Raw genomic sequence first — 19228 nt, 5'->3', positions numbered from 1 at the left:
GATTTATTAGCAATTAAATTTAATAGAAATCATTTGGTACATGGTGTTAAGTCTTTTTCAGAGGTCGGTAGAGAAAAAAGTGCAGATGAACTTTTAAAAGATTCTTTGCATACACAAGGGCGGGCAGGGATGCCCGCTCCACAAGAAATGTATTATTTGAATCTGTTCTCATGTGACGCACGAACCGCTATACAACGAGCTACTTATTACAAGGTGTAAATATTGGGTTAGGGTATGTGCGTCTACTCCTAGTTCGGTGCGTTCTTGGGCACCTATTATTCCTGCTTGAGCGTGCCACCATGCTGCTGTCGCTACAGTTTGTTCGATGGGTGTTGATTTATTTATTCCTTGTGCTAATAAACCAGCTAGTAGTCCTGTTAATACGTCACCACTACCTCCGCGCGCTAGTGCTGGTGTACTTTCGGGGTTTATCCAAATGTTACCTTGTGGATTGGCGATGGCAGTACGCGCGCCTTTTAATAAGATTATGGCACCACTTTGTTTTGCGGCTGTTTGAACTGCTTCAACTCGGTTGTTTTGTGCGTCGGGTATGTCGGGAAATAAACGTTTGAATTCTCCAGTATGTGGTGTAAGTACTGTAGGTGCCTGTCTTTTTTGTAGTGTTTCTACTGCTCCCATTGTTGCTAATATATTTAAACCATCAGCATCTATTACTAATGGGTCGGTACTTTCTAATACTTGCTTCACTATCGGCACCGCTTCGGTTGTGATACCTGGACCAATGGCGATGGTGCTAAATGAGTCTAAGTTTGTGTTGGCTGGAAGTTTTAATTCAGCAATGGTGCCTGTTTCTGTTTCTGGACATCCTATTATTAGCGCTTCGGGTAACTGTGCTACTAACAACGGCTTTAAATATTCTGGTACTGCCATAGATAACATTCCCACACCACTCGCACGGGCGCCTAACCCTGTTAATATTGCTCCTCCCGCATACCGATGTGAGCCACATATTACTAGTAAATGTCCTTCTTTATACTTGTGAGTAACAGCCAGACGCGGTAAAGGTATTGTGGAAAGGGCTGTATATCTAGTTATGCGATGAATATTTGTATTGGATAAGACGGTCTCAACGTCAGCGCGCGGAATATCAAAGTCTATTAATTCAGAAGTTCCTACATACTCTAAAGCTCTGTCTTGCAATAAACCTAGTTTCCACAACCCTAAACACAACGTATGCTTCGCGCGTATCGCAGTTCCTAACACTTCCCCTGTATCAGTATGCAATCCAGATGGTATATCAATACTAATAATTGGTATTGACCATTCGTTAAGAGCGTTAATAGCAGAAGCTACAGGGTCAGTTAAATTACGTTCCAACCCAAAACCAAATAGACCGTCTATCAATAAATCACAGTTTTGTAAACCATCTATAGACTGATAAATTTTGATGCCTAAGCTTTTTACATACTGAAAATGCTGAGAAGTTAGCTCCTTCAGCTTTTCAAACGGACAATACACACTTATTTTGTAACCGTGCAAAAACAACTCACGCGCGACAACCAGCGCATCACCCCCATTATGACCAGGGCCAACAAGGACACCAATATGATTTTTGTTGTCACACGTTGCTTCTATTTTACTGGTAATAAGTCCTGCGACTTTTTCCATCAATGCTGCTACAGGCATTCCCGCTGTAAAAATACGCGCTTCGATGTCATGCATTTGCGCTGCGGTGACAATTATTTGCGATATGTACTCTTGCCTATCCATCTAAAATAATTTCAGACTTTAGATTTTAGATTAATCCAAAATCAAAAATCTAGAATCCAAAATCTGAAAATCTCTATCTTCCGTAATAGACTCTTGCGTTTCCTAGTCCCGCATTTTTGAGTACAGCGTTCCATTGTTCAGCTAGACCACGTTCGGTAAATGGTCCCACTGCAATGTGGGTGCCGCGCGGTTGGTTACGACGCTCAACCCGAATATAATTTACATATTGTCCTAAACTGCGCCATACTCTTTGTTCGACTTGGGGAAAGTCTTCGGGACGGGAAGGGATAACTACATAGTAATTGCTAGAATTGTTTTGGCTAACAGTACCTCCGTTACCTCCACCAATGCTGCCACCTCCACCAGGAGTCAGAGAAATTTCTTGTCCACCACTATTAAGTACACGAACATTACTATAGCCTAAGCCTAAATTAAATAGCTGCTGTACTCTTTGTGCTGCGTTTTGCTGTCGGTTAAATACTCCCGCTTGAATTACTGAACGTCCTCCAAAGTTACGAATGTAAGCTGTTGGCTCTACTTGTCTTACCACTGGCAAAAGCTGTCCGTTATTATACCCGCCTGCGTCTACTACGACTGAATAACGTTCAAATGCCTGATTGTACTGTTGATTATACTGAGGTATGGGCGCCCCTTGGTTGTACGGTGGTTGTGGAGCTGTAAATTCGTAGCTTTGATCGGCTTCGTTATATAAATTATTAACAGGGGGAGTATAAGGTTGAGCTGTTGCTGGTGTTGATACAACTAGGGAGAGTAAAGACAACACAACCAGTTGTAACTTGCTCTGTTCTAAGACTGGCGCCTGATTAAATTTCAATTGATTTGGTAATGCACTTAACATAAGCAATTTATTGTTTTGGCTTGAGTTTTTATTTGTCGATGACTAATGGTCTATCTCATTAAATTTGACGGGTTGTTTGCAACGGATACAACAGATGTAAAGGATGATATGATTTATTGGTTACAAACAAAAGTAGGGTGCGTGACGCTACCAGTACTGAGCTTCGTTTTAAAATTTTGCTAGCGTCACGCACCCTACTAATTAAAATTAACCATCCGTTACATCCGTTCATCATCCGTTGCCAATCAGTTGTAGCAAATGTATGTGCTGGTTAAATGTATAACACTATTTTTTAAGTATATTAAGTAAAAAAAAATACCATATAGACACAGTGGAGACCGAATTAATTCGGTCTCCACAGAACGTTTTCGCCTTTTCCCATATATTTAGTGTTAGTTTAAAATTGGTAGCCTAGCAAGACAAACGTTAAATTAATGAAAAAAGTCGTCGTTGGTCTTTCTGGCGGCGTTGACAGTTCTACTGCCGCCGCTATTCTACATAATCAGGGTTATGAAGTGATTGGTCTTACCCTTTGGCTAATGAAAGGGAAAGGTCAATGTTGCTCTGAGGGTATGCTTGATGCGGCAAAAATTTGTGAGCAGCTAGGGGTTGCTCATCACGTCGTCGATATTCGTGACGTTTTTCAGACATATATTGTTGACTTTTTGGTAACTGGTTACAGCGCGGGTATCACACCGTTGCCTTGTTCGCAGTGTAATAAAACTGTGAAATTTGGTCCAATGCTCAACTACTCGAAAGAAAATTTAGACTGTGACACAATAGCCACCGGACATTACGCGCGCATTCAGTTTAACCCAGATACTGCGCGTTACGAACTTTTACGCGCGTTAGATAGAAACAAAGACCAAACATATTTTCTCTATGACCTAGCGCAAGATATTCTCGCATCGGTTATTTTCCCATTAGGTGAGTTACAAAAAACCGATACTCGTCGCATTGCCGCAGAACACGAACTTGAAACTGCCGACAAACCCGAAAGTCAAGATTTGTGTTTAGTCGAAAGCAACGGTTCAATGCGCGCGTTCCTAGATAAATATCTGGCGCCGAAAGAAGGGGATATAGTAGACATCGACGGTAAAGTACTGGGCAAACATGACGGTACACACCACTACACAATAGGACAACGTAAAGGTTTAGGTATTGCTGCCGCCGAACCACTGTATGTTATTTCTATAGACGCAGTTAATAACCGTGTAGTTGTGGGTGATAGAACCAAAGCCACAAAACCGGAATGTACAGTCCATAGTGTTAACTGGGTATCAATAGCAGAACCATCAACCCCCATCCGTGCAGAAGTGCAAGTGAGATATCGCTCGGCGCCTGTAACTGTTACAGTAATACCATTAGAAGGAGCGCGCGCCAAAATTGTATTTGACGAACCTCAATTTAGTATTACACCAGGACAAGCAGCAGTCTGCTACAACGGAGAAAAAGTTCTGGGTGGTGGAATAATCGAACAGTTCCCATCGTAATTAAGGTATAATCACTGCTTTTTTGTCTGGTGGTGAACACTATCTAAGTTTGTTAAAAGTACTACCTTCGTAACGCTTTGAGTCCAAGATTCGGGAATAGCTGACTGGCGACAGCAAACTGCACCCACGCAGTTGCTAGTGTTTCTAAAGAGCGGGCAACTATTAGTTTCCCCGCATCTACCGCTTCGTACCCCGACTCCTCAATCAAATTTGCAATGGTTGCTTTGGTGTCGGCATCATCCCCGCAGTAGAAGATGCTGGGATGATCATCGCCGAACTGTCTGGAGTCTGAAGCAATAATTTCGGCAAAAGTCGTATTAAACGCTTCCACCACCTTTGCTTTCGGCGCCAGTTGTTGAATCGTTTCAGCAACTGAAATTTTTAGATCGGTTGCCAAGCCAATTGTTTGACCTGTAAAGTCGGGTTGCAAGGCACTAACGCAGGTGATGATAATCTTTCCGTCTAGAGAACCTGCACTACGGAACACTTCTTCTAAAGCAGGCGCCCACACTGCCAGCAAGATTACATCGCTTTCTGCGACGGCAACTTCAGGTGTCGCAACTTTTGCGGTTTCCCCTGCGGACGCGGCAAGTTGGCGAAGCTTATTTTCATCTCTAGAATAGGAAAATATTACTTGATGTCCGGCTTTTGCCCAGATTTTGCCCAATCCACTGCCCATTTTGCCAGAACCAATAACACCAATGTTCATATTTTTTGACTCTAAATTACAGCGCAAGCAGTTAAAACGGTTCCCGTTACAATCACAGCAATCGCACTCACAATCGGCACATATCGCTGTAAAGGTTGGAGCAACGGTAAATCACCCAGCCATTGATGGGCATAAACGACGGCAAGTCCAGTTGTAGTTAATACAACTGCCAGCCCAAAACTGAAGGCACTGACCAACATTAGACCATAAGTCGTGTGATGGAGTGCGATCGCACTTAGCAATAACACAAGTGCTGAGGGGCAAGGAACTAAACCACCCACAACTCCTAATGTTAGAAGCGATGGCAAGTTTGTTTGAGACTGAGGAATAAAATGAGAGTGAGTATGTTCGTGGTCATGAGTATGAGAATGGTAATGGTCGGACAAATGCTCCAGATGCCGATCTAGCAATGTAAAGCCAACACCACACACCATTAATCCACTTAACAAACTCAGTAAAAAATACATTTGTTCTGGTAACACATATTGAGATAACAGTAAAACTAAAATACCTAGCCCAAAAACACTGATCGTGTGGGTAAACGTTGTGATCAAGCCCAGCAAAATTGCTTGTTGTGGCGTTCCTTGCGAGCCTACGAGGTAAGCTGCCACCATAGTTTTGCCATGTCCAGGAGTCATGGCATGTCCAGCTCCGGCGATAAATGCCACACCCATCCCAGTTCGCATCAGACTGGGTGAGAGGGTTGTTTGGGCAAGATTTTGGATTAGAACACCATGTCCTGGATGAGCTAGGGCTACTTGACTGGGGAGCAAGGTAAATAGTCCCGCAAAAAGTGAAATCATAATGGCTTGCCTCATGCTTCGCTGTCTCCTGAGTTGGAAGCATTATATAGTCCGTAGCCAATCAATGCCAAAATAACGCTAATTGTTGCGACAGCAACATTTGGGTAGATCGGGATGCCTGCTAACTGCGGGACAGTTTCCTTCAAGTCTGCCTGTAAGCTCATTCCGGGTATTACTGTCGTTACAAAAAAGAAGGGCGACCAAAAAATGATGGGTACCAACGTTGCCACAGTTACGGCAATAGTAGGTTCTGCTGAACGGCGCCATAGCAACCAAAGCGCCATAATGCAGCAGCCGCTTAATAGCCACAGCATCACAGCATCATGGAACCTAGCGTGCGGATGCCATTCAGGATTAAAAAGGTGAGTTGTGTTCCAGTCAACCGCAACCGAAACAACTGCCGTGCTTACCAACACTACAGAGAGCAAAATACGACCAATTTTTCTCATACGCAACTAATTTACCCACCCTGCGATTATCTCTAAAAACAAAGCTTATACTTAAATGACATCCCTGTATTTCAAAAACACGGGCTTTATCATAGAGTTTTTTATAAAAACTTACAGCATCATCAGCCAAATGTCTGACTCAACTTTAAAATCTCGGCAGAGTTTCCTCCGTGAGATTCCCTTTGCTCCCCTTGAAACCAGTGAAACATCAGGGTGGAGAGACATTGTTTTACATCAGCATTTTCTTCCACCGAATGAGATTTACATGCCTGCTTTAGATGAGCATTTCTTGCTAGTGACTATGGCTCCCAGCATCAAGTGTGAAAATTTAAATAGCAAGCGCTCAAAACCGATAACCTTTCGTCGAGGAGATGTGGCGATCGCACCACTAGGTCATTCCCAGAAATGGCGTTGGTTGACTGACTATGATGCGCTTAACTTATTTATTTCACCCTACCTGTTGAAGGAGGTTAGCAAGGATTTGCTCAAGGGTGATAGTGATTCCATCTCATTAATGGAGTTAAATGGAGTTGCTGCACCCGTTATTTCTAGTCTATCAACGGCACTTCTACATGAATTAAAAGCTAATTTTCCGAATGGGATGCTCTACGTTGATATCTTAACTCAAGCACTGGTTGCCAATTTAATCACTGCTTATTCAACCCAAAGTTATATATCTAGTATCAAATTATCTCAACCCGATCAGAAATATGTTCATGATGCGATTGATTTTATTAATACTCACTTGAATAGTTCACTACGCCTAGCCGCAATTGCCCAAGCTTGCAACATCAGTGTGAGCCACTTGAGTACGGTTTTTAATCAAATTGTTGGGATGTCTGTGCATAAGTATGTGATGTATCAAAGAATTGAGAAAGCGAAAGTATTACTTAAAACCAGCCAAAAATCACTAAAAGAAATTGCATCTGAACTAGGTTTTTCCAGTCAAGCTCATTTGACAACTAACTTTCGTAAATCATCTGGGGTCACACCTTATAAATTTCGACAAGTAATCTAAAGAGGAAAAGTTGCTAATTCATTTCCTGATTTATATTTCCCAAAATTGAGTCAATTGTATAGATAAATATCAATGCTTTATCTTTATTTAATACAGATGTAACACTATGACTAAAACTATTTCTCCAGCAAACCCAGTTACAACAGCAACTCCACGACCCAAGAAAGGAAAATCTCTACCCAGTGGGTTTATTATTCGCTTTGGTAAATTTGTTTGGTCAACGATGTGGCATATAATGATGTCACAACTGGCGCCACGTAGTAAGTTTGGTGCATATGTTCGACCAGAAAGTCAGTTTCGAGATACGGTAAGTAATGACAGCAAGTATAAACCCGAAGCTGGACGATATAAATTATACGTTGGTTTAGGATGTCCTTGGGCACACCGTACAATAGTTACGCGCGCAATCAAAGGATTAGAGTCAGCTATATCAGTATCAATTGTTTCACCTAATGGAGATACAGGAGCTTGGGTTTTTAACGAAGAAGAAGAAGGTTGCCAAACTGTACCAGAATTATATAACTTGGCACAACCCGGTTACAAAGGACGCAGTACTGTTCCAATTTTATGGGACTCCCAAACAAAAACAATAGTTAACAATGAGAGTGCAGAAATTATCGTCATATTAAACTCGCAGTTTAACGAGTTTGCCGTAAATTCAGAGCTTGATTTATATCCTGTTGAACTACGCGCTTTCATAGACACTTGGAATGATAAAATTTATCATGCTGTAAATAATGGTGTGTATCGTTGTGGGTTTGCTCAGACACAAGAAGCATACGAACAAGCTTGTAACGAATTGTTTACAACCCTAGATGAAATTGATGCAGCGTTAGAAAAAACTCGTTATCTGTGTGGAGATACTGTAACACTTGCTGATGTCCGCTTGTTTACAACTTTATTTAGATTCGACGCGGTTTATTACGGTTTGTTTAAGTGTAATCGGCGCCGTATTCAAGATTATCACAACTTAGGTGCCTATTTACGCGACTTGTATCAAATACCAGGAGTTGCTGAGACTTGTGATGTAGAAAGTGTTAAGCGCGATTATTATGGTAACTTATTTCCTCTCAACCCAGGTGGGATAATTCCCTCTGGTCCGGATATCACAAATTTATTGGAACCACATAACCGCCAAAAATAACGTAGCATAGATATTCAGCATCTCAAAATTAAAAATGTGAACCGTGGTTCACATTGTAATTATTACTTTATATCAAAAGTTTTGGCGTGTTGAAAAATTAAATCCCCCCAACTCCCCTTATTAAGGGGGGCTAGGGGGGATTAAAATCTGTAGTAACTCATCAAAATTAATGACACAGACTACTAATAGTCCGGTAAAAAATAACTAATATCTGAATTTACCTGAATTTAACTCAATTGCATACTTCAGATGTAATTTTAAGAACCTGAATTTAACTCAACAATTTAATTTAGCTATCAACGAAAATATCAGAATACAGCATTTTATCTATCAAAACAAGTAAATTGATTATGGGTAAGCACTACATCATTATAGTTAGCTTATTAACCTTAACTCTAGGCGCCTGTAACCTAGACAAGGTAAAAGATTCTCAAGTTCAGCGTTTAGCTGCCAAAAAAAATGTGCAAGGACTGATTGATAATTATATAAAAAAGCCTCCAACGTTTGGCACAGACCAAGCAGCCGAAGCACTAGGAAATTTAGGAGATAAGCAAGCCGTTGAACCTTTAATTACTCTATTAAATACACCTATTAACTCTTCTGCATCTTCTGCCGAAATTAAAACTCATGCTGCGGCAGCGCTTGCACTAGGAAAATTAAAAGATACGCGCGCTGTTAAAGCTTTAGTGGCTAATATTAAACACCCTCATCGTACAATTGCAACTGCTACAAAAACAGGATTAAAGGATATTGCAGGCGCCAATCCTAAGATTATTAATCAGTTATTAGTTGACTTTAAAAAGGATGATGCGAATGCGGTTGCTGCTTTGGGTGCAATTGGAAAACCAGCGCTAGAACCGATGTTGGCTGCTTTAAAAGAGCCTGACGCAAGAATGAGAACCAATGCTGCAAGCGTTTTATATGATATTGGAGACCCAAAAGCTATTGAGCCATTAACTAAAAATTTAACTGATTTAGCATCTAGCCCAATGGTTGGTTTAGCTTTAGAAAAACTTAATTGGCAACCAGTATCGGAAGCGGATAAAATACATTTTTTGATAGCTATAAGAAAAGGAAATGAGTTGCGTAATAGTTGGGAAATGACGAAAAGTGTTTTACTCAAAGATTTGGCATCAAATAACCCAAGGAGTATCGATTTTGCGCTTTATTCTTTTATTGGTATTGGTGGTAAAGATACAACGGAAACGTTAGTGAATGTGCTGAAGGAGCAGGGTAATAAGAATCTTGCTTTAACTTATCTTAATTGTGGCGAACCTACTTTGGAAAAAGCTGCTTATGATTGGGCACAAAGTAAAGGGTACAAAGTAATTAAAACTGCTAGGAGAGAGCAACCAGAAGTTAAGTGGGGTTCATTTTAGGAACGGGCAAGGATGCCCATTCCACAAGAGTATGTTATTTTTCAAACGGTAGTGTTGGGGATGTTTTGGGATATATTGCGATTTCGGTTTCTGGGTCGAAGAAGTGTAATTTATCTGGTGTTAATGATAACCATATTTGTTCGCCCATTTTTACTATACGGTCGGGTGGGATTCTGACTTGTAATGATGTATCAAAGAAAGATTGTCGTTGAAACCCAGGTATAATTAGTTGAGTTGATAGATAAGTGTCGTTACCTAAGTTCTCGACTAAATCAACTTGTACGGGTAAGTTTTTTGTTGCAGGTACACTTAATATTAAATGTTCGGGTCGTATTCCTAATATTACCGTTTTTCCATCGTATTTTTGTAATGCGGCGCCCCAAATTTCTGATAGGGTCATGCGGAAGTCACCGTTTGTAATGATTTGCGGTGCTTGAAACTTGACGGAAATAAAGTTCATTGGAGGTGAACCAATAAACTCGGCAACGAAACGATTTGCGGGACGGTTGTAAAGTTCTAAGGGAGGCGCCACTTGTTGGAGTTGTCCCTGGTTTAATATGGCTATTCTATCACCCATTGTCATCGCTTCGGTTTGGTCGTGGGTGACGTAAATAGTTGTTGTTCCAAGTTGACGCTGTAATTTGACGATTTGCGCGCGGGTTTCTGCACGTAATTTTGCGTCTAAGTTCGATAACGGTTCATCCATTAAAAACACCTGCGGGTTACGCGCTATTGCTCGTCCTAACGCAACTCGCTGTCTTTGTCCCCCAGATAACTGCTTGGGTAATCTTTTTAACAATGCTTCGATTTGCAATAATTGTGCTACATATTTTACCTGCTGGTCAATCGATTTTTCCTTCTCTGAAAGATACCTTAGTCCTTTGGGTAATTTTTTTGTGGCACTAACAAGGAAATTTTCTATAAGGCTGGAGTTAGTTTTTCCGTCACCTAAATTACCCAACTCGCGGCGCCGTAATCCAAAGGCGATGTTATCGTAAACTGTCATATGCGGGTAAAGCGCATAACTTTGAAACACCATCGCGATGTCACGCTCTTTGGGGGGAAGTTCGTTAACAAGTTTGTCACCTACCGAAATATTCCCACCTGTCATAGCTTCAAGACCAGCTATCAAGCGTAGAAGCGTACTTTTGCCACAACCCGAAGGTCCCACCAACACCATAAACTCACCGTCTGCTATCGTTAAGTTTATCCGTCGCAAGACGCTTACACCCTCCGAACGTGCAGCATCATCCTTATTTATATTATTTTTGTCTCTGGCTTCTGCCTCCCCTGTACGGTGGGGGAAACTTTTGTAAACGTTTTCTAAAATAACTTGTGCCACGGCTTATAGTAATGATTATTGGGTATCGTGAGCTTGGACATTAACTGCTTATAACGACCAACGTCAAATAAAAATAATAATGAGTGCGCCCATCATACATGTAACAGCACTATGAAGAATAGTTAAAAAATAGCTTTATCGTTATTTATTTTTCATCCTCGCTTTTTTTATGCTATAATACTAATGTATTTACTAGTCAAATGATTCATAACCTGAAGGCGCCTCTGAAAAGTAGAGTAGCTAATAAATAGATACAAGTCACGCGAATGTTGTTTGACTTTTATGCTAAAACAGTACGATGATGCCAAGCATAACAAATATGGAGTTGATTAAGAATTATTACAAATAAATTTAACTTCAACAATATGTGCTGTGGGTATTGACCGATTAATGAGCGCAGATTGCCAATATATCAAATGATTCTTTAAGTTTATATTACGAGTAGTCAGTTCAAAAGTCTCTATATCTCTATACATATTTAGGTGATGGGGATTATTCAGGAGGCGCCAACAAGCTTTTTACCAAAGGGAAAAACATGAACAACTTTATCTTAATGGCAGAAATCATCAGTGAACCTCAACTGCGTCATACACAGGACGGTTTAGAAATATCAGAAATGATGGTGCAGTTTCCTGGTTCAAGACCTGATGACCCACCATCGATGTTACGTGTAGTGTCTTGGAGAGACTTAGCCAAAGAAGTACACCAAAATTATCATCAAGGTGACCGTGTGCTTTTGGAGGGACGTTTGGGAATGAATACCATTGACCGTCCCGAAGGATTTAAGGAAAAACGCGCAGAGTTAACGTTGCAAAAAATACACTCACTTAGCGGTTCGGCGCCTTTAACGTCAACTCCTACAGTGGAAAGAACATCTGCAACAACCAATAATCAAGCAAATAGTAATAACTCGAATCGTCAAACTGCCGCGAGTAATGCTTCAAATTATGATGAGGCGCCAGCCAAAACTCCTGCGACAAAGAAAAGCAATGTTGGAGTTAAAGAAGAAGAACCTAAGCAATACGCAACACAGTCGGCTGCTAAGAATTATGAGCCAAGCACTTATCCAGCGCAACAAGAACCGGATACTGACGAAGATGACATTCCATTCTAACAGGCTTGATTATAGTCACTTATAAAATTTTAATTAAAATTTTGATTATAGAGACTGAATATATTCGGTCTCTATTTTTATGTGTTATGGAAATCTATATATTTGTGAGTTACATTTATAGTTGGTGCGTGACGCTACAAGTCTTGCTACGACGCTGAAATTTATTTGTAGTTGGTGCGTGACGCTACAAGTCTTGCTACGACGCTGAAATTTATTTGTAGCGTCACGCACCCTACGTGTCATCTTGTCACAACTTTGTCACAAGCACCTACCTATACTGAAAAAATAGTCAAAGTATAGAGAGTGTATGCTTTTATGACCTGAATTCATGTAAGTTAACCCCTATTTTAGGGTAGAAACGTTATAACAAGCGCGTTTCTACTTCCTTTATCCCAGAAAATGCTGATGACAAACGCTATTTATAAAGAGAACAATGATACATAGGCTTCTACTTTATATATCAATCCTTAGTAAATGAAATCCGGACAATAATTATCAAAAATAACTGAGTTCATTATCCAAGATAATAAATTCCAAGTTTGGCTAGTTGCACAACATCAGCCTCGATTTCGCATTGCATTTTTTATTAATTATAGGCTGTTCTGAACATGAAACCACGTAAGAATCAACATTTTAAACAACTTTTAGCGGCTACTCTTGCTGTAAGCAGTAGTTTAGGAATGATAACACCTGCACTAGCAGATACAGCAGCAGGGCAAGAAATTAAGAACACTGCGACAGCAACTTTTAAAGATGATGAAGGTAAATCATATAATACTACATCGAATGAAGTTGTAATTAACGTTGCTGAAGTTGCAGGTATTACCGTTACTCCTCAACAACCTAGCAACCTATCTCCAAACAGTAATGACACACTCTACGTTGATTTTGTTATTTCCAACACAGGTAATGACAGAACACAGTTTTTCATTCCTGGGACTGCAACGCTTACTTCCAACAAAGCTGGAGCGTTTGAACAGAATGGAGATATTCAAATTATAGAGGTTAATGGTAATCCAATCACACCAGTAAATGTTGATAAAACTAATGGTGGTTTTACAGGTGACTTGTTAGGCACGGACGTAACAAACCCTAACAACGGTTCCATTGTTCCATATCCTGGTACTGGTGCCACTGGAACAATTAAAGTTCGTGTACCAATAAAGGTTAACGGTAACATAGCTGTTTCTAATGACACGTTAAAAGTTTCTTTGGGTAATACCAACCCAGCAGATGGTCAAAACGTTACTCGCACGGACAACCCAAATGATGTTTACACCAAAGATAATAATAATGGTGTAGGTGGTGAAACAAACGCAACCGCGCCTAGTAATGGTGTAGTTGAAGCAATGGCAACGAGTGCTGAAATTAAAGTTGGCTCACGCTTACAGGCTTTTGCAACTGTTTTAAAATCAGTATCTAAGTACGAGTCAGGCGCCAATGCCAACTCTTTTGCAGATGACGTTCTGACTTACGGGTTGGCAATGCGAGTAGAAAACCCATCACCAGCGGAAGCGGGATTTGTAAATTCTGACTTGTACGGTACTGCAATAAACGTAGACGGGGATGCAAGCAAATCTTATGTATTAATATCTGATGCGATTCCAGATAAAATGCAGCTTGGTACTGTAAACCCTGCACCACCTGGATGGCAAATAGTTTATACAATAGACCCCTTGACAACCAATGCCCATAAAGCTAACTGGTTAAAAACACGTCCATCTGGAAAGATAACGCGCGTTGGTTTTATATATGACACTGGTACGTTAGCACAACCTACACCATTATCCAAAGGAAATTCTAGTACTGGTAATACAATTACTGGCTTTAGTTTCACGGTTACACCAGAAAATAATTTCACTGGTGGACAGGTTGCTAACATTGCTCAGGTTTTTGGTCAATCACAACCAGGGGAATCAAAACCGGGTACACCAACTCAAATCGTTTACGATGAATCTGGTGACAAAACTTATAATAACGGTTTGATTGGTCGAAACCCTGATTCAAGTACTACAAATGGTGTATCCGGAGATGACGGTGGTATTACTAATGGAAAAGCAGACCCAAAAATAGATGGTACTGACCCGAAATCATTTGGCACTCCTGATGGTGATACAAATGCTGGTAAAGATCCACAAGATTCAGGAACTGGTACGAAACAGAAAGGTGGGGAAAACACTGTTTACACAATTGCGGGAACTCCGCTTAATGGTCCAAAAGATAAACCTGCGGCAGTTGGTCCAACAGATAATAACGACGACTTTACCAATAAATCTATTGCCGTACCTGCTGGAAAAGCTCCTGGTGTTAAATTGACAGACCAGGAAACAACGCCAGTCATCTTCAACAACACTGTACAGAATACTAGTAATAGTTCGCAAGAAATTTCACTGCTACCAGAATTTGTTAACTTAACTGATTTACCAGACCAAACAAAAGTAAAAATTACTTATACTGACCCAACAACCAATACAACTAAGGAGGCAGAATATACTCTGAGCCGAACCAATGGCAAATTTGAGCTTACAACTGGAAATCCGGTCAAAATAACAGTTGCTGCTGGTAGTGATGCAAATTATTCTGTGACAGTGGATCTACCTGGTGATGTAGAACAATTGAAAGCATTCCCTGTGGTAATTAACGCATTTGTTGATGTTAATAATGATGGTACGCCTAATGGTGAACCTGGTAACAAGACAATTGACCGCTTGTACACAAATTACCTTAGTTTGGTTAAAGAAGCGCGCGTATTAGAAGCAAATGGGACAACACAAGTTGCTCCTGCTGAGGAAGGTAAATTTACAAATGACCCAAGTACTTTGGATGCTGCGGCAAAAGTTGGTCGTATCATCGAGTACCGCATTACTTACGAGAATATTTCTTCGAGCGGTGGAACTGACAACGTAATTCTACCAGCTAAAGATTTGAAGATTAAAGAAGACGGCGCCACAGCACCAAATACATGGTTTGGTATTACTGTAGACCCACAATATCCCACACAACCCAAGGGAAGCGCAAATGATGCGACAAAAACTACCGTTACTGTAGTTGATAATGATATTCAAGTATATGAATATACTGAAGCTATTGTAAACCCTGGCGCTAAGGGCACATTCATTTTTCAACGCAAAATCAAATAATCCGGAAAAAAGTGGGAAGAATAATAACAGATAAATATCTGTATAAATTCTTCCTTACTTTTTTATCTATCACGTATCTACTTATAACTTAATTCAAAGGATAAAAACATGAACAAACGTTTGTACATTGCGGGATTTGGAATTGTAGCAGTAGCGCTTTCGCTGTTACCTATTGATAACACTCCAGCAATAGCAAAATTAGTTAATGCAGGTACTGAAATTGCAGATAATATTTTGCGTCAGCCAAAAGTGAATTTGAATTTGGTTGCACAGCAAAAACAAGTACAAAAAGATGCTGAGGGTAAAGAGGTTATTACCTGGAAAACGCTTGATGAAAAAACTCTTGTCAAACCAGCAGATGTAATACGGTTTACGGTGACAGGTAAAAACGAAGGAAATAAAGCTGCTTCTAATTTAGCTTTTACCCAGAAGGTTGCACAAGGTATGGTGTATTCACTTAATTCTGCAACCGCGTCAGGCGCCACCATTACTTATAGTATTGACCAAGGTAAAACATTTGTAGCAAGTCCAACTGTGAAGGTGACTTTAGATAACGGCAGAGTTGAAGAACGTCCGGCGCCTGCGGAAGCTTATACTCATGTGCGTTGGAACTTTAGTAAAGAACTGGCACCAAATACTTCTGTACAAGCTGCATACCTTGCAAAAGTGAGGTAGGGTGTGTGAAAGCTATTACAATCTTCAATAAAATCACAGATTAAATAGCTTTCACGCACCAACCCATTACAAGCATATAAAAGCTTTCCCGCATACAAAATAATTTAATATGCATTTATTTAAAAATAAACGTCGATTAATTCCGGCAGTTTTAATAACTTATTTATTAACTATTCCTTCTGCCCAAGCTGGCAAAATCCAAAACACTGCAAGTTATACTTTTAAAACTCCTAATGGTGACTCTATATCAGGTATAAGTAATCAACTTCAACAAGAACTTATTGACCCGTTTGGTAGAATTCGCGGTTGCGGTGGCGAAGTTCTACCTGATTATACGGGCTTTAGTATTGGGCTATATGAAGCAGGCGCCGATGATAGTTTACGTGCGCTTGTTCCTCTAACTCAAACTGGCCCTGGTACTAGTTTTACTGGTCTTCCTCCTAATATTCAAAATAATAATCCTTATTTTTTGGCTAATGATGAACCAAAAGGAAGTTTCAATTTCTTACTCAACCGTACCAACGGTCAGCTTGATGTTGGTAGACGCTATATTTTAGTCATAAATCCACCCACTGGCGCCAGACGATATAGTCAACGGCAAATTAGAATTATCATTACCGCACGTAATGATGTTGCAAAGACTGTCTCTTATACTGCTACTGCACTCGATGGTAAGGGTATTAGTCAAGATGGCGACCCAAATTCTTTTAACACTACGGTTCCAATTCAAGATGCTGCTACAACAGGTTTGATACTTTCGACGATTAGTTTACTTGATCGTCCTATTTGTGTAGGTGTCGCACAACCTCTACAAATTACTAAAACCGCTGATAGAGCTGCTGCTGAACCAGGTGATACTGTTATTTACCGTTTGCTGATTAGGAATTTAAATACTGTTCCCGCAAAGGAAGTTTCTATAGCTGACGTATTACCTGTTGGGTTTGGTTATATAAATAAATCTGCGCGCGCTGAGTTGAATGGTCGGTCGATTAGCGTTGATGCTTTGACTAGTGGTTCTAATTTAACTTTTAATCTTGCTGAATCAATACCTAGTGAAGGTTCTGTTACAGTTGCCTATGCGGTAAAACTCACACCTGATGCTTTGCGTGGTTCGGGTGAAAATTTAGCTAGTGTAAGCGCGCGTCGTAATGATAATAACGCACTGTTGCGCGATGGTCCTTCCCGTTATCGTCTCAGAATTCGTTCTGGAATTATTTCTGATTGCGGTACTCTGATTGGTCGAGTGTTTTACGACAAAAACTTTGACGGAGAGCAGCAAACGGGAGAACCTGGTATCAAAAATGCAGTTGTAATTTTAGACGATGGTAATCGTATTACTACTGATGCAAATGGACTATTTTCTGTAGCTAATGTGATTTCTGGTAGCCGCACTGGTGTGTTGGATTTAACTAGTGTGCCTGGGTATGATATCGCGCGTAACCGCAAGTTTAAGGAACGTAGAAGTCAATCTCGTTTGGTGCGGTTGGAACCGGGTGGACTTGCAAGAATGAATTTTGGCGTTGTTCCTGTACAGGAAAATTCAGTTAAGAACGGGGAGATGCAGCCATGAGTTTAAAATCTGTTAAGCCTGTTTTCTGGTTTGGTGTGCAGTTGATTAGTATTGCGTTAATTACTAGAACTGCATATGCTGAAGTGGCGCCTGTTAATGATGCTGAAACTGTTTTTGATTTAACCGCAAAGGACGCAAAGGACACAAAGGAAGAAAAAAAAGAAAAGAAAGAGACAATTCCTAACTCCTCACTCCGTACAGACGCGATTAATCGCGTCTCTACTAACTCCTCACTCAGCACTCAGCACTCAGCACTTTCCACTCCCCTAACTATTCTTGACCCCGCGCCGAATGCTGTAATTGATGTGCCTGCGACTTCGGTAAAGTTGCAGTTTACCAAGGGGTCGCAGGTAGAGTTACGTGTTAACGGGGTATTAGTTGATTCTAAGTCGATTGGTCGCACTGAAACTAATAATAAAACTAATTCTGTTACACAAATTTGGTATGGGATTGGGTTGAAAGACGGTGAAAATACAATCACTGCTCAAACTGTTGTAAATGGTGTGGTCGCTGAGACTGCCGAGGTGAAGGTGGTTTTAAGAGGGACTCCAAAACAAATTAGTTTACGAACTTTAGAAACTAGGATTCCTGCTAATGGTCGTTCTACTGCTACTGTTGAAGGTGAGTTACTTGATAGTAATGGAAATAGATCAAATCAAGATGCGTTGGTAACTTTAAAGGCAACTGCTGGAGAGTTTGTTGACCCAGATGCTAGTTCTGAACAGCCAGGTTTTCAAGTCAAAGTACAGCAGGGTGTGTTTCGCGCTAATTTACGTTCGACTTTACAGGCACAGACTATTAGAATTCAAGCTAAGTTAGGTGATGTTGAGACTTTTACGCAGTTGGTTACTGAAACTGATTTGCGTTCTTCTATGGTAACGGGTGTTGTTGATTTACGTTTGGGTAAGCGAGGAACTGATTTTTATAAGAATTTCCGCGATTTTATTCCCCCTGATAAGAATAATCAAACTCAGTTTGATGTTAATTCGGCTGTGTTTGCTACGGGTGATGTGGGAGGATGGTTGTTTACTGGCGCCTTTAATAGCGCGCGTCCTTTGAATCAAACTTGCGATAATACAACTCGTTTGTTTAGAGATGACCAGTTTTGTGAGCAGAATTATCCTGTATATGGAGATAGTTCCACTTCGGAAGTTTTAACTCCTTCGTTAGATAGCTTTTACGCTAAGTTTGAACGTACTGCACCTGGTGGTTTTGGTGGTGTAGATTCGTTTATGTGGGGTGATTTTAATACTACGGAATTTGCAACTCGTTCGCAGGAATTTACTGCTACTACTCGTCAGTTACACGGGTTCAAAGCAAATTATAATTTTGGTAACTTGCAAGCTACAGCAATGTATGGTAATAATTTGCAGGGTTTTCAACGCGATACGATAGCACCCGATGGTACTAGCGGTTTCTATTTTATGTCACGTCGCTTATTAGTACGTGGTAGTGAAAATGTTTTTATTGAGTTAGAAGAACTTAATAGACCAGGTACAGTCATCGCGCGTACTCAATTAAACCGCAATGCTGATTATGAAATTGACTATGACCGTGGTACTTTATTGTTCCGTCAACCTTTGTTACGAACTGATGTTGATCAAGTTGGACAAGTATTAGTACGTCGCATCGTTGTATCTTATGAATATGAGAATCAAAATAATAGCAGCAATCTCTATGCTGGTAGACTACGTTACAATTTTAACCGTACTCCAAATCAAGAAAGCTGGTTAGGTGCCACTTATTTATATCAAAATCAAGGTGTGCGCGACTTTGAGTTATATGGTGCAGATGCTTTAATA

The 19228-nt window shown here is 40.4% G+C and carries 14 protein-coding genes and 2 pseudogenes; 10 read left to right on the top strand and 6 right to left on the bottom strand.

What is annotated here, in order from left to right:
* Nucleotides 1–219, top strand: a pseudogene (locus AC2JBO_RS31145) (hypothetical protein); the annotation flags it as partial.
* Here AC2JBO_RS31145 and AC2JBO_RS31140 read toward each other — a convergent pair.
* A complete protein-coding gene (locus tag AC2JBO_RS31140; RefSeq protein ID WP_496957504.1) occupies nucleotides 169–1731 on the bottom strand; it encodes an NAD(P)H-hydrate dehydratase in 1563 nt (520 codons plus the stop codon). The pseudogene AC2JBO_RS31145 and the gene AC2JBO_RS31140 sit on opposite strands and share 51 nt — an antisense overlap.
* A 73-nt stretch (nucleotides 1732–1804) precedes the next feature.
* Nucleotides 1805–2590, bottom strand: a complete 786-nt coding sequence (locus AC2JBO_RS31135) for a hypothetical protein (protein ID WP_496957503.1) — start codon at nucleotides 2588–2590, stop codon at nucleotides 1805–1807.
* 434 nt (nucleotides 2591–3024) lie between these two features.
* On the opposite strand from AC2JBO_RS31135, the gene mnmA reads away from it, so the two are divergent.
* On the top strand, nucleotides 3025–4083 hold the full coding sequence (gene mnmA / locus AC2JBO_RS31130) for a tRNA 2-thiouridine(34) synthase MnmA (protein WP_496957502.1): 1059 nt from the start codon (nucleotides 3025–3027) through the stop codon (nucleotides 4081–4083).
* Between the two features lie 61 nt (nucleotides 4084–4144).
* On the opposite strand, the gene AC2JBO_RS31125 is transcribed toward mnmA, so the two are convergent.
* From AC2JBO_RS31125 to AC2JBO_RS31115, 3 genes are read right to left on the bottom strand one after another with little or no spacing between them, the layout of a single operon-like run.
* On the bottom strand, nucleotides 4145–4792 hold the full coding sequence (locus AC2JBO_RS31125; RefSeq protein WP_496957501.1) for an NADPH-dependent F420 reductase: 648 nt from the start codon (nucleotides 4790–4792) through the stop codon (nucleotides 4145–4147).
* Nucleotides 4793–4803: 11 nt separating this feature from the next.
* Nucleotides 4804–5595: a nickel/cobalt transporter gene (locus AC2JBO_RS31120; protein ID WP_496957500.1), complete on the bottom strand. Its 792-nt coding sequence runs from the start codon at nucleotides 5593–5595 to the stop codon at nucleotides 4804–4806.
* An 11-nt stretch (nucleotides 5596–5606) separates the two neighbouring features.
* Entirely contained in the window at nucleotides 5607–6044 is a 438-nt protein-coding gene (locus tag AC2JBO_RS31115) for a DUF6640 family protein (protein WP_496957499.1), read from the bottom strand.
* 130 nt (nucleotides 6045–6174) lie between these two features.
* Here AC2JBO_RS31115 and AC2JBO_RS31110 point away from each other — a divergent pair, with 130 nt between their 5' ends.
* The 3 genes from AC2JBO_RS31110 (at nucleotide 6175) to AC2JBO_RS31100 (ending at nucleotide 9585) form a co-directional block, all read left to right on the top strand.
* Nucleotides 6175–7062, top strand: coding sequence for a helix-turn-helix transcriptional regulator (locus AC2JBO_RS31110; RefSeq protein WP_496957498.1), 888 nt, complete (start codon nucleotides 6175–6177; stop codon nucleotides 7060–7062).
* Between the two features lie 106 nt (nucleotides 7063–7168).
* A complete protein-coding gene (locus AC2JBO_RS31105) occupies nucleotides 7169–8206 on the top strand; it encodes a glutathione S-transferase family protein (RefSeq protein WP_496957497.1) in 1038 nt (345 codons plus the stop codon).
* Nucleotides 8207–8556: 350 nt separating this feature from the next.
* Nucleotides 8557–9585, top strand: a complete 1029-nt coding sequence (locus AC2JBO_RS31100) for a HEAT repeat domain-containing protein (RefSeq protein WP_496957496.1) — start codon at nucleotides 8557–8559, stop codon at nucleotides 9583–9585.
* A 34-nt stretch (nucleotides 9586–9619) separates the two neighbouring features.
* Here AC2JBO_RS31100 and AC2JBO_RS31095 read toward each other — a convergent pair whose 3' ends face one another.
* A complete protein-coding gene (locus AC2JBO_RS31095) occupies nucleotides 9620–10927 on the bottom strand; it encodes an ABC transporter ATP-binding protein (protein ID WP_496957495.1) in 1308 nt (435 codons plus the stop codon).
* Nucleotides 10928–11462: 535 nt separating this feature from the next.
* On the opposite strand from AC2JBO_RS31095, the gene AC2JBO_RS31090 reads away from it, so the two are divergent.
* The 5 genes and pseudogenes from AC2JBO_RS31090 to AC2JBO_RS31070 form a co-directional block, all read left to right on the top strand.
* Complete coding sequence (locus tag AC2JBO_RS31090; protein ID WP_496957494.1) at nucleotides 11463–12041, top strand: single-stranded DNA-binding protein; 579 nt, start codon at nucleotides 11463–11465, stop codon at nucleotides 12039–12041.
* Between the two features lie 608 nt (nucleotides 12042–12649).
* Nucleotides 12650–15181 (top strand): DUF7925 domain-containing protein, encoded by a 2532-nt coding sequence (locus tag AC2JBO_RS31085; protein ID WP_496957493.1) that lies wholly within the window; start codon nucleotides 12650–12652, stop codon nucleotides 15179–15181.
* A 108-nt stretch (nucleotides 15182–15289) separates the two neighbouring features.
* Entirely contained in the window at nucleotides 15290–15856 is a 567-nt protein-coding gene (locus AC2JBO_RS31080; protein ID WP_496957492.1) for a hypothetical protein, read from the top strand.
* 109 nt (nucleotides 15857–15965) lie between these two features.
* Nucleotides 15966–17426, top strand: coding sequence for a hypothetical protein (locus AC2JBO_RS31075; protein ID WP_496957491.1), 1461 nt, complete (start codon nucleotides 15966–15968; stop codon nucleotides 17424–17426).
* Nucleotides 17423–19228, top strand: a pseudogene (locus tag AC2JBO_RS31070) (TonB-dependent receptor); the annotation flags it as partial. The gene AC2JBO_RS31075 and the pseudogene AC2JBO_RS31070, both read left to right, overlap by 4 nt.

The sequence above is a fragment of the Calothrix sp. CBUCES-K 9914 genome, assembly GCF_059640475.1.
Note: the sequence above shows the minus strand (reverse complement) of the source record. Positions and strands in the feature narration are given on the sequence as shown.

Coding starts and splice junctions, on each gene's coding strand:
- AC2JBO_RS31140 (WP_496957504.1), bottom strand. CDS start 1,731: ATGGATAGGCAAGAGTACATATCGCAAATAATTGTCACCGCAGCGCAA.
- AC2JBO_RS31135 (WP_496957503.1), bottom strand. CDS start 2,590: ATGTTAAGTGCATTACCAAATCAATTGAAATTTAATCAGGCGCCAGTC.
- mnmA (WP_496957502.1), top strand. CDS start 3,025: ATGAAAAAAGTCGTCGTTGGTCTTTCTGGCGGCGTTGACAGTTCTACT.
- AC2JBO_RS31125 (WP_496957501.1), bottom strand. CDS start 4,792: ATGAACATTGGTGTTATTGGTTCTGGCAAAATGGGCAGTGGATTGGGC.
- AC2JBO_RS31120 (WP_496957500.1), bottom strand. CDS start 5,595: ATGATTTCACTTTTTGCGGGACTATTTACCTTGCTCCCCAGTCAAGTA.
- AC2JBO_RS31115 (WP_496957499.1), bottom strand. CDS start 6,044: ATGAGAAAAATTGGTCGTATTTTGCTCTCTGTAGTGTTGGTAAGCACG.
- AC2JBO_RS31110 (WP_496957498.1), top strand. CDS start 6,175: ATGTCTGACTCAACTTTAAAATCTCGGCAGAGTTTCCTCCGTGAGATT.
- AC2JBO_RS31105 (WP_496957497.1), top strand. CDS start 7,169: ATGACTAAAACTATTTCTCCAGCAAACCCAGTTACAACAGCAACTCCA.
- AC2JBO_RS31100 (WP_496957496.1), top strand. CDS start 8,557: ATGGGTAAGCACTACATCATTATAGTTAGCTTATTAACCTTAACTCTA.
- AC2JBO_RS31090 (WP_496957494.1), top strand. CDS start 11,463: ATGAACAACTTTATCTTAATGGCAGAAATCATCAGTGAACCTCAACTG.
- AC2JBO_RS31085 (WP_496957493.1), top strand. CDS start 12,650: ATGAAACCACGTAAGAATCAACATTTTAAACAACTTTTAGCGGCTACT.
- AC2JBO_RS31080 (WP_496957492.1), top strand. CDS start 15,290: ATGAACAAACGTTTGTACATTGCGGGATTTGGAATTGTAGCAGTAGCG.
- AC2JBO_RS31075 (WP_496957491.1), top strand. CDS start 15,966: ATGCATTTATTTAAAAATAAACGTCGATTAATTCCGGCAGTTTTAATA.